Here is a 10,529-nt window from a genome sequence, read left to right as displayed (position 1 = left end):
GAATCATCATAGTCTGGTCATAAGAATACTCTTTGTATCTTGCCATAAGATGAACCTCCGTTTTCTAAATTTTACCATAGATTTCATGAGAACTGTTGAAAAGCTGGCTTTTTCTACAGTCTCAACGAGGATGTAACTTAAAAGTCCCGATGAAGCGATGCTTCCAGGCATGATCCGTGGAGGAGCTTTTGCCCTGATAATTGTTGGAACATCTTCATCATTTTGAAAAATTTCACAAGTACAGGGTCCATATTTCAATTTGATGTGTCTTCTTACGATTACTTTGGCCGGAATGAATTGCAGCTCTTCAGACTCTTCCTGTCCGATAAGCGGTCTCTCGGTATGACAGTGGGGACAAGCTTTTTCTTTATCTGACAAATCGTGTATGACTTCTTCACGGGGAATGTTTGCCGGGATAGGTTTTCTTCCACCGGTTTTCCCTTTTCGATTTTTCTTTTCCGGTTGCTCAGGTTGCTCATCAGTGTCAGTATCGATCTGTTCTATTTCATTGAATAGAACCATCTGTTTCTTATCTTCTACAGTCCATTTTTCACTTGTTCTGGCATATTTCAATCCTTTGATGAACAGAATCTCATCCTGCAGGCTCTGAATCAGAACATCTTGCTTTCTCTGTTTCTCCTGCATATCAAGGACGAGTTGCTTTAACTTTTCGATATCATCGGGTAATGATGATTTATCCTCTCCAGTTGCCATAATGAGAATTATAACAGGAGTACGTTTAAATTAATAGTAAAATGTTTTTAAGAAACCGATGTGTAGTTCAACTGCTTATGAGCTTTCCAGAAATCTATGCCATTGAGCAACATCTTAAATTGTTCTAAAGAGATCAAATTGGCTTCTTTTTCATCGGACGGCCAGGGGAAACGATCTTTCTCCAGACGCTTTAACCAGAGGCAAAATCCATTTCGATCCCAATAGAGAATCTTTAAGAGCCGTTTCTGTTTATTGCAGAAGAGAAATAGTGAACCAGAGAAGGGATCTTGTTTGAGATCTTCCTCAACCAGAATGGACAGACCATTTATCTGCTTTCTCATATCTGTGATTCCCGGTTTTACATATATATTCAGATTATTTAAATCCAGGATCATGAGATTTTCCCAAGAGCAGAAATTATGTTCAGGAGATGAGCTTCATCAAAACTTTTCGGGACAATGATTTTAGCTTTACCGATGAAAATTTCAATGTTATTTATCTCATCATTGCTTACTTGAATGGAATTCAGTTTAACAAGTTTAGTTTCTTTTAAATATGATGGTTGTAGAATCCTTGTTTTCCAATCTCTGAAGGTCCAGTAATTTATTCCTTCCTTTTTACAGAATTCTGTCATGGGTCTTCCGGTTGATTGCCATCTGCTAATTGTTTCTATCCAGTCTTCTCGGGTCATTTGGTGACCTCCTTACTGGATAAAATAATCTGTCATGAGATTATGCGGTAGATGCGGTGAAACAGGCGCTTACAAACATCTCGTTCAAAAGGATCGTTAGTAACTTAGTGATATTTCATTTCATTTTTTTATTAGCTATGAATAATATGCTATGAATTACTATTTTAGTGGTTACACAAATGTAAAACGTTTGTAAACTGTGTAAAAATTTTCATTAAATTAGCACGATTACTCAAATCTTGCCTTGATTCTCCACAGTAAATAGAAGGTTAAAAAATCAGATATTAGAGGTTCGTTGATGGTGGTTTGGGGGGGCAATACACCGAATTTCAGGGGTCAGTATTGCGAAAACGTGGGGGTCAATTTCTTGAAAATTGACAGTTGACTGCTTTATATAACTTTAATGTGTCTTTCAAGCTGATATTTAGCTTCAATTAAACATTTTGGAACAGAATACACATATAGTGTATTTAACTTTCTTTTGCATGATTCCGGTCACCGACACAAACTTAAAGGCTCTCATTATTAGTTATTACCAGTTTCGATATGCAGATAGATTAATATTTTTTAATATATGAATTTATGGGTGGGTATTACATCTTTAAATTGGATAGTTTTAAGATTCTTTCTCGAATAATAATTTTACTTAGAATACCGGTTTTCTATCTCTCAATTTCACTAATCCTGCATGAAAAAAAAGACTTTTCTGAGGCTCTGCCGGAGAAAAGATCCTATCCTTCAAAAAGGATTGCAGGAGATCATTGAAACACTAATTCCCACAGCAGCAGGAACAGCTTGATTCCTTTTCCTGAGTTTCAGAATACAATCTAATCAGCTCTATTATATCAGCAGAGCAGCACTTTCCTGAAGGATTAAGATTTTTACAGTCTCCACCGGAACATGCTGTGGTGGCCTCTGTTATGGACTGAAGGCTATTGTTGCCGGTTAAAATAGAGTCGACAATTATTTTCTTATTAATTTGTTTACAGTAACAGACTATTTCATTATCAGAAGCAGATTTCCATTCTTTCATTCAAACATCCTTTATTTACAATATTATACAGATTCTGAATTATAATAGTAAGATAGTATTGAATAAGATGCAGGCTGAGGCTGGCTGTTCGAATCCTCTTGGCAGGTCTTTTTTTTTCGAGCTTAAAAGGGCAGATATCATACTATTAAAAAAAGAATTGATAACAAGCAAGTACCATCTTAACTATCAGAATTTTTAAAGATTGTTAAACAAAACTTAAATTATACAGCAATGATCTGGGATATTCCCTTCAATCCTTCTACGGGAATATTTGATATCAAAGAAGGTAAATATACAGCAACAGGGAGTCAAAAGATAAAATCAGAGGTAATTCTCACTTATTTCCCCTCAGCCAGCCGCTGATCAGCAAGTTCGGATCTAATTACTTTGCATCCTTTGGCATTCCACCCTGAAATGTCCAGCTCCCATCCAGAATCTCCTTGCGGGGTAGGTAAAAGCGAATCATATAATTCCACCCTTCGGAAATTGGTAAGTGATTTACAATTTTAGGATCACCCCCGAAGTGAATCGTGAAGGAGCCGTCTTTATTGGGGATTCCGCTAAGATTATTTACGCTGCAGGCTTCTTCTTCCGGCAGCCCCCCAGGCCATTGCACTTCCCAATAAATGACGGATCGGATCAACATCCTCCTTCTTGCCGAAGGTGGTACTGGCAAGGCATCGTAGGTAACCTTGTAGCTCACCTCGTCATATGATGTCAACGATCGTACTGCTATAGGGCGTGTCGTGATTCATGCGGATGACATTCTGTTGATTAAGGGCTTTATTTAATCTTCTGTAACTTCGGCTCTTTCCATGTACCTTCCAGGGCTTCCGGTTTTGGCCAGTATAGGCGCATAATGACGGAGAATGGTCCCTCAGGTGCGGGCAACCAGTTGGTCTCCTTACTTTTACCAGGAGACTCATGCTGAAGATATAACGTTATACTCCCATCCTCATTGGGGACAAAATCCGGAACCATGATAGAGTTGAGTAAATACCGGTTGATAGGGTTAGCGACAAGCAGGCTGGCCGGTAGTTCATACATTGTCAATGACCAGAAGGCATTGACAGGGGGCAATTGATCCTTTTCAAAAGTGATGGTGTAGCTATTGGTACCATTTAAATCCTGCCCGTCTGAGTCGACATAATAGCTTGGGTAAATTGCCTCTTCGGCCGTGTTCCCCCAGATACCTAGAACAGCGGCTCCCATCCGGTAGGCATAGTTATTTTGCAAATGCTCCCTTGTTCCGAAGGTTTCTGCGGAGGTGAGTTCACCAGCTATAGATTTTTCCATCAAGCCCGCGAAGTCGTCTTCCCATGCATCTATGATGCCCTGCTCGATGGCTGCCTGAACTTCTGGTGAGAAACTGTTCATATCAAATGTTTTTCCTGCTCCGATACCAATTTTTGCAAAACGCATCATAAGATCCTCTTCGGACGGGTGTGTGGGACAGAATTGCAGAACAAAGTTTAATTGCTCAAACACCTTGGGAGATGTCTTGATCTCATCACGGGTAAGGGGTTTGATAAACTGGATGTCTGGCACTTCCTTTGAAGCCGGCTGGTCGAGAAATGCAGAAAGGGTCTGCACCTTGTAATCCTCTTGAATTTTTTTGACATTTCCCATGTCTTCAGGAAGAAATAACTGAGTTCGGTAAAAGGCTACTACCAACTCGGTTTCCGAGCGGACAACCTTATCAATACCTTCGGGTTTATTACCTTTCCAGCTGGGACCGGCAATAAGATAGCTGCCAGCATCATTGCCCGTTGTCCGGCTGCCCAGGTAGTCAAAATTGTGTGTATACATGTCGATTAACTGTATGCTGAAATAGCGACTCTTCTCTATAGGCGGTAAAGTCAGTACGATGGGCTCAGCCCGTAGGTCCAACCCAAGCCAGGAATAGGGTGTATCGGAATTGGGGGTTTGTATCGCTGTGTCATCAGGAGTGAAGACACGTGATATATTCTTAATCTGGTTCCAGGGAGCTTTGAATTCAGGATCTTTGCTATCCACAAAGCTCGCATACTGAATACGATAATTATCCACCATCGGGTTGCCGTAAATATACGCCTCTCTGGCAATGGCTCGAGCTTCGGAAGGGGCTATTTGTATACCTGCGACAGGCTTCTTTCCTGTCTCACAACCACACAAAATCAGCAGTAAGATCGCGGTTATTAATACTTGAGTTATGTTCATCCTTTTCATGCTATTCTCCTTGAATTTTTGAAGGCTTCTATCTGTTCTGAAGTGGTGCTATAACAAATTGATTGAAACCTGTTGTACCAATTGTTATCTGATAATCATTCATCCTGTGTGTTCTTTTTTTCGAACAGTCCGAGAGATCGCTATCACTTCAGTTATCCCTTTTCCCACAGATGCAAGGATTTTTCATATTTAACTATATAATATGCATATAGACATTTTTATCAAATAAAATAGATAATTCTGAAATTATATTAATGTTCTTACAGAAACTGGATTTTCAAAATCTTAGAAATCGCAAATCATAGGTTGAAGCTCTTCCATGTGATTAAAAGTAACAGTCTTTTCTTTTGACGGTTAGCTCTCATCAGTAAAAAGAGATGGTTTCAATAATCAATTCAGGCATATTACGTTTTAAATCCCAACCACAGTCGATGTTGAGGTTCAAGCTGGGTAATGCTTTGAAGAAAACAATAATAGTCGATCCAACGCAATACTCCCAGGCATCAGGACCATTGCCCCAATACTCAGAATAAACATATCCGATATCTGTAAAAGGCCGTAGGTGAAGGGCGAGGCCTCTAGGTGTTTCAAATACTTTAAAATTCGTCTGAAGTGACAGGTAATTACCCCAAGCCCCATATGTCATGTAATCAACAACCCCTCGTAATCGATCTCCAGCATTATCCCTTGGACCGGTGAATGAATAAAATCCACTGATGCGTCCGGAAATCTCAAACCATGAAGTGAGAGGGATAAAACCCTTGAGATCAGATTCAAGAAAAAGATCACTTGTCCCCGATCCAGTGTACCAGAGATTATAATTCATCATATCGAAATATAATCCCTTACGGAAATTACCAACCCAGTCAACATCATCCAAAACAAAGCCATGATTCAATCCCGGAGAAAACCCATAATTTCGAAATACCTCGTCGGGATAGCTTGTCTCATTAGAAATCATGCGGTGATTGTATTGCCACGACAACAGTGGTGTGACGGTATAGGTCCAGGGGCTGATTGAAGCAAGGGGTATATCCAGGGAACCGCTTAACTGTGAATATGTACTACGGTACTCCGCTACCGTATTTCCATCAATATTTCCATAACGTGTTGTTCCATCAAATTGCTTTATGTTCATTCCCAAATGAAATTTTCCGACTATGATATTATCAACATTGTACTCAAAAAGTAATTCAATAGGACTCCAATATCCTTGAACCATGTGGTCTGTCAGAGTCCCAAAAGCATTATAATAATCTGCCTTCAGTCCGAAAGTGAGACCTCTTGCAGTAGAATATTTTAAAATTGGTCTTGGTATTAATGTGACTGAATCCTCCAACTGTATCTGGATATCTACCAATCCCTCTCCTGCAGGGAGAATATTCCATTCAAAAGATTTAAATAATCGACGTCTCAGCAAATTATTGACATGGAACTGAATGAAAATTTCAAGATCCTCAAGGCTCTCATATTGCTGGCCGCTCTCCAGACCAAGTTCTTTGAGGAGTACACCACGCTTTGTTTTACCATCCAGATCTGTCCTGATTTCATTGATTTCGATACTATCCTGACCAAAAACATGGTTTGCAAAGGAAGTTAACAGCAGCAGTGTGAGAATTAATATCCTTCGGGTCTTTTTCATTGCAGACATTTATATTTCCTTTAGTCTTGAAGCATTTTTTCACAACAATACTGTCGACGCAGAAGTCGATGTTTCCACGTTGAGGACGATTGATCTCTATGATCACCATCAGAACAAAAGTCGTTTTTGTATCTACACTTAAGAGCCTTTTGGGACCTATAATTTATGATATATAGACATTTATAGTAAACGGAGTATCATTTGTCAAGTTTTACGTTTATAAGTATGTACGAAACTAAAATTTTGATGTCTGAGAGCTCTAACTAACTTTCTGTATATAATCTGAACATTCTTTAAAGGACTTTGGATTCATTATTTGTGCTGAATGATACGCTATTTCATCTGCGTTGTTCTCATCAAAACCAATAGTTTCAAGAAGAGTTTTAAAAAGCGAATAATTTCTATTCAGAGTTTCTGCTATGGATTTTCCTGTCTCTGTAAGAAGTATACCCCTATGATCCATAGTTATATATTCAAGCTTTAATAGTAGTTTCATTCTTGAACAAACTGCTGGTTTTGAAATTCCTTTTTCGTGAGCAATGTCAACCGATCGGACAGTCCCGGTCTGTTTTGAGAGGATAAATATAGTAATTAAATAGTCATAATTTGTATTTATAGTTTTCATTATAACTCCTTTTCAGTAATCCATGTTTCTTTCCTGTATCAATTTTTAAGACGAATAAAGTATGGAAATATTTATAATAAAAATATATTTTTTGAAAATTGGTTATTTGCATCTAATATTGAATACTATTTCCACTATTCCGAAATTTATAGATTTACAAAAATGTCTTTTAAAATAGTTATTATTTGAGTATTATCATATATAAGCATTACGAAATAATAGTATACGTTACAACTTAAATTAGTCATAACTACCTATTGACAGAAAAAGTTAATCTTAATAAACTATTTTTACAGGAATAAAAATAAACTTTGGAGAAACTTTCATGAAACTGAATGAGGGAAATACTGCTAGAGAATATAGCATTGTAAGAATCAATGCACTGGAAGAAGGTATGAGTGAATTCCTTTTTACATTAGGTTGTTATCCAGGGGAAAGAATCACAATAATCTCACAACTTTCTTCAAATTTTATAGTTAATATCAAAGATGCAAGATACAGTCTTGATGAAAATCTGGCGTCAGCTATTTTTGTTGAAGATATAAATATAGAAGAATTAGCTGTATAAGTAAGAGAAGTCTTAAAGGGCTTTTTTTTTAAGTCTAAAAGAAGCCATCCCTAATAAAAATAGTATGCACATATATAACTCATATCAGAGCTTTTGATATGAAAATAGGAGATAGATATGAAAATTGCATTGGCAGGTAATCCGAACAGTGGTAAAACGACACTGTTTAATGCGATTACAGGGAAAATTGAACATGTGGGTAACTGGCCCGGGGTAACAGTAGAAAAAAAAGAGGGCTCGGTTAAGTCATCATTCATTTCTGATGAAAAAAACGTAACAGTAGTTGATCTGCCCGGTGCATATTCTATGTCACCATATACAAGCGAAGAATCTATTACAAAAGACTTTGTAATTAATGAAAAACCGGATGTAATCATCAATATTGTTGATGCCGGTAACATCAGTCGAAGTCTGTTCTTTACCACTCAATTATTAGAACTGGGAGTGCCCGTAATTGTTGCTTTGAATAAGTGTGATATCAATGAGAAAAAAGGTACTATTATTGACACAATGCTTTTAAGTGAAGTACTGAAATGTCCTGTAATTGAGACTATTGCCACTGAAAGCAGGCAGAATGGTTTAGCATCACTTATTGATATAGCTGTTTCAGTAAATAAAAATGGTGATAAACAAAAAGCGCCCTCCCCAAAAGACAAAATCATAGAATTCAGCAAAGAGGAAATTGAGGCTCTGGATAAGAAGAGATATGATCGTGTGTCTGGCATTGTAACACAGGTAGAAAGAAGGAAACTGGAATCGTCATCACAGACTAGACAGGATAAAGTTGACCGTTTTGTAGCTCATAAATGGCTGGGTATCCCCATTTTTGCAGTAATTATATGGTTGGTCTTTTCAGTGTCACAATCCTGGGTGGGTCCCTGGCTGGCAGATGTTCTTGTCGGCTGGATTGATGGCTTTTATGGTCTTGTCGAAGGGGCTCTGGGAGAGGGAACAAACCCTGTTCTGAGTTCACTCCTACTCGATGGTATAATTGGTGGGGTAGGGGCTGTTGTCGGGTTCCTTCCTTTGATTATGGTACTCTTTTTTATGCTGGCTCTTCTTGAAGACTCTGGATATATGTCTCGTGTTGCACTAATTATGGATAGATACTTTAAGAAAATTGGATTATCCGGTAAATCTATCATTCCTATGATCATCAGTACTGGCTGTGCTATTCCCGGAATTATGGCGACTCGAACAATAAAAAATGAAAGGCAGAGAAGAACGACAGCCATGTTGGCTCCCTTCATGCCCTGTGGTGCAAAATTACCGATTATAGCTCTTTTTGCCGGTATCTTTTTCAACAATAATGCCTGGGTTGGAACATCAATGTATTTTCTGGCAATTCTAATGATTATTGTCAGCGGTTTAGTCATTAGGCTCATTACTGGTGATAAATCGACCTCATATTTTCTCATTGAACTTCCTGAATACCGTATTCCCAGCATAAAGAGAGCAACAATCTCAATGTTCAGTCGGGCTAAAGCTTTTATTATAAAAGCAGGTACCATTATTCTTATATGTAACGCTGTCGTTCAAATTCTTCAGACTTTTAACTGGCAGTTACAGGTTGTCACTGAAGAAATGCCAGGCTCCAGTATTCTAGCCTCTATCGCATCACCTCTAGCATGGATTTTTATTCCTCTTGGATTTGGTCTGTGGCAGTTTGCAGCAGCTGCTATTACCGGATTTATTGCAAAGGAAAATGTTGTAGGAACATTGGCGGTAACTTTTTCAATTACCAACTTTATTAATGTGGAAGAACTTGCACTCGTTGCAGGAGGTTCTGAAGTTGTTTCAGTCTTTGGAATCGGAGCAGTTGCAGCACTTTCCTATCTGGTATTCAACTTATTCACACCTCCCTGTTTTGCAGCTATCGGGTCTATGAATTCAGAGATGGAATCAAGGAAATGGCTATGGGGGGCAATCGGATTTCAATTGGGAATGGGTTATATCGTTGCATTTCTTGTGTATCAGCTGGGAACATTATTTACCATGGGTGAATTGGGCAGTGGATTCCTTGGTGGACTAATGGCAGTTGTGGCGATAATAGGTTTCATTGTGTATCTCATTCTTAGAAATAACAGATCAGAGATTAAAAGTTCATTGAAGGCTGCATGATGACAACAACTGATATTTTGATTATTGGGGTTATCATATTTTTAATTGCAGGAGCCCTCTGGAAAATCTTAAAAGATAAGAAAAAAGGGGCAGGTTGTTCAGGCTGTACGGGATGTCCTATGTCCGGACAATGTAATGTCCCTCTAGAAGAAAAAGGTTAATTAGAAAGTTTCGATGACAGTCATATTCATGAGTGATAAATGCTAACTTGTTTTGTAATAAGTTAGCATTCATTTCCCTATATCATATGTATCGAGTTGATTCAGTTAGATATAAGAATTTGTAATTGATTAATCTTTTTGTCGTCGCCAGCTACATCCAATATTTAATGAAGTACAATTTCCAAATGAATTTTTTAACAATGATCCATTACTAATTAAGGCGCAGTTACTTGATTGAAGACTTATGAAAAATCCAACATCTGATGTTTTATTCGTTTCAAATCCAAGTTCGCCAAAAATCCCTAAAGCGGTAGTGGATCTATTTCCAAAATTACTCAATAAGAAAAATGCAGGTCCGCCTCCCAGGAAAAATCCCATGGATTTATCAGTCCCAGCCCATCTCATCCCAATTGGTGCCTTTATACTTGAAAGTAAATCTCGGGGACTATCACTCATCCTAAATCCTAGTAATTCAGTGTATGTAGCCATTGAAACTGGTATTCCCAGACTTGTATCTACTCCAAAATAAAGTCCAGAATCTTTCGGGCAGAAGCTGAGCCTGTAAGATGCTCCAATAACACTATCAATCGAAAAAATATTTAAATTAGCAATTGAAAATGAAGAAGTAGTAAAACTGACAGTATTCGTTATTGTTTTCGCTGAAATTGTAAAAGTAACAAAAAAAAGACAGAAAATAAATACTATTTTTTTCATTTATGACCTCAACTTATTTTATGTATAGATAATATCTGTCCCTCATACACAT

Annotated in this window: 12 protein-coding genes; 3 read left to right on the top strand and 9 right to left on the bottom strand. The window is 37.9% G+C overall.

Annotation, left to right across the window (positions count from 1 at the left end; translation table 11 throughout):
- Positions 1-6: 6 nt before the first annotated feature.
- From DV872_RS25105 to DV872_RS25065, 8 genes are all read right to left on the bottom strand, one after another.
- Positions 7-714, bottom strand: a complete 708-nt coding sequence (locus DV872_RS25105; protein ID WP_114632722.1) for an IS66 family transposase zinc-finger binding domain-containing protein — start codon at positions 712-714, stop codon at positions 7-9.
- A 47-nt stretch (positions 715-761) separates the two neighbouring features.
- Positions 762-1,109, bottom strand: coding sequence for an IS66 family insertion sequence element accessory protein TnpB (gene tnpB, locus DV872_RS25100; protein WP_114632721.1), 348 nt, complete (start codon positions 1,107-1,109; stop codon positions 762-764).
- Positions 1,106-1,405 (bottom strand): hypothetical protein, encoded by a 300-nt coding sequence (locus DV872_RS25095; RefSeq protein WP_114632720.1) that lies wholly within the window; start codon positions 1,403-1,405, stop codon positions 1,106-1,108. The genes tnpB and DV872_RS25095 overlap by 4 nt, the downstream gene beginning before the upstream one ends.
- Positions 1,406-2,174: 769 nt before the next feature.
- Positions 2,175-2,438, bottom strand: a complete 264-nt coding sequence (locus DV872_RS25085) for an NAD(P)H-nitrite reductase (protein ID WP_114632718.1) — start codon at positions 2,436-2,438, stop codon at positions 2,175-2,177.
- A 382-nt stretch (positions 2,439-2,820) separates the two neighbouring features.
- The gene (locus tag DV872_RS25080; RefSeq protein ID WP_158547178.1) at positions 2,821-3,081 is read right to left on the bottom strand and encodes a hypothetical protein; all 261 of its coding nucleotides are present in this window, start codon (positions 3,079-3,081) and stop codon (positions 2,821-2,823) included.
- Between the two features lie 140 nt (positions 3,082-3,221).
- On the bottom strand, positions 3,222-4,646 hold the full coding sequence (locus DV872_RS25075; protein WP_199563543.1) for a DUF1254 domain-containing protein: 1,425 nt from the start codon (positions 4,644-4,646) through the stop codon (positions 3,222-3,224).
- A 364-nt stretch (positions 4,647-5,010) separates the two neighbouring features.
- Positions 5,011-6,297 (bottom strand): hypothetical protein, encoded by a 1,287-nt coding sequence (locus tag DV872_RS25070; RefSeq protein ID WP_114632716.1) that lies wholly within the window; start codon positions 6,295-6,297, stop codon positions 5,011-5,013.
- 250 nt (positions 6,298-6,547) lie between these two features.
- Positions 6,548-6,913 (bottom strand): metal-dependent transcriptional regulator, encoded by a 366-nt coding sequence (locus DV872_RS25065; protein ID WP_114632715.1) that lies wholly within the window; start codon positions 6,911-6,913, stop codon positions 6,548-6,550.
- 325 nt (positions 6,914-7,238) lie between these two features.
- Between DV872_RS25065 and DV872_RS25060 the strand changes: the two genes are divergently transcribed.
- From DV872_RS25060 to DV872_RS25050, 3 genes are all read left to right on the top strand, one after another.
- Entirely contained in the window at positions 7,239-7,481 is a 243-nt protein-coding gene (locus DV872_RS25060) for a FeoA family protein (protein ID WP_114632714.1), read from the top strand.
- 117 nt (positions 7,482-7,598) lie between these two features.
- Positions 7,599-9,602 carry a ferrous iron transport protein B gene (gene feoB / locus DV872_RS25055; RefSeq protein ID WP_114632713.1) on the top strand — a complete coding sequence of 668 codons (2,004 nt, stop codon included), beginning with the start codon at positions 7,599-7,601 and terminating at the stop codon, positions 9,600-9,602.
- Positions 9,602-9,763: a FeoB-associated Cys-rich membrane protein gene (locus DV872_RS25050; RefSeq protein ID WP_114632723.1), complete on the top strand. Its 162-nt coding sequence runs from the start codon at positions 9,602-9,604 to the stop codon at positions 9,761-9,763. Before feoB ends, DV872_RS25050 begins: the two co-directional genes overlap by 1 nt.
- A gap of 129 nt (positions 9,764-9,892) precedes the next feature.
- Here the strand turns inward: DV872_RS25050 and DV872_RS25045 are convergent, their stop codons facing one another.
- Positions 9,893-10,477: a hypothetical protein gene (locus tag DV872_RS25045; protein WP_114632712.1), complete on the bottom strand. Its 585-nt coding sequence runs from the start codon at positions 10,475-10,477 to the stop codon at positions 9,893-9,895.
- Positions 10,478-10,529: the final 52 nt, after the last annotated feature.

The sequence above is a fragment of the Oceanispirochaeta sp. M1 genome (genome assembly GCF_003346715.1).
Lineage (GTDB): Bacteria > Spirochaetota > Spirochaetia > DSM-2461 > DSM-2461 > Oceanispirochaeta.
This window is presented reverse-complemented; position numbering and strand designations above follow the sequence as displayed.

What these genes read in the sequence shown, in the direction of transcription:
- feoB (WP_114632713.1), top strand. Translation starts at nt 7,599, where the DNA reads ATGAAAATTGCATTGGCAGGTAATCCGAACAGTGGTAAAACGACACTG.
- DV872_RS25045 (WP_114632712.1), bottom strand. Translation starts at nt 10,477, where the DNA reads ATGAAAAAAATAGTATTTATTTTCTGTCTTTTTTTTGTTACTTTTACA.
- tnpB (WP_114632721.1), bottom strand. Translation starts at nt 1,109, where the DNA reads ATGATCCTGGATTTAAATAATCTGAATATATATGTAAAACCGGGAATC.
- DV872_RS25065 (WP_114632715.1), bottom strand. Translation starts at nt 6,913, where the DNA reads ATGAAAACTATAAATACAAATTATGACTATTTAATTACTATATTTATC.
- DV872_RS25050 (WP_114632723.1), top strand. Translation starts at nt 9,602, where the DNA reads ATGACAACAACTGATATTTTGATTATTGGGGTTATCATATTTTTAATT.
- DV872_RS25070 (WP_114632716.1), bottom strand. Translation starts at nt 6,297, where the DNA reads ATGTCTGCAATGAAAAAGACCCGAAGGATATTAATTCTCACACTGCTG.
- DV872_RS25085 (WP_114632718.1), bottom strand. Translation starts at nt 2,438, where the DNA reads ATGAAAGAATGGAAATCTGCTTCTGATAATGAAATAGTCTGTTACTGT.
- DV872_RS25075 (WP_199563543.1), bottom strand. Translation starts at nt 4,646, where the DNA reads ATGAAAAGGATGAACATAACTCAAGTATTAATAACCGCGATCTTACTG.
- DV872_RS25105 (WP_114632722.1), bottom strand. Translation starts at nt 714, where the DNA reads ATGGCAACTGGAGAGGATAAATCATCATTACCCGATGATATCGAAAAG.
- DV872_RS25095 (WP_114632720.1), bottom strand. Translation starts at nt 1,405, where the DNA reads ATGACCCGAGAAGACTGGATAGAAACAATTAGCAGATGGCAATCAACC.
- DV872_RS25060 (WP_114632714.1), top strand. Translation starts at nt 7,239, where the DNA reads ATGAAACTGAATGAGGGAAATACTGCTAGAGAATATAGCATTGTAAGA.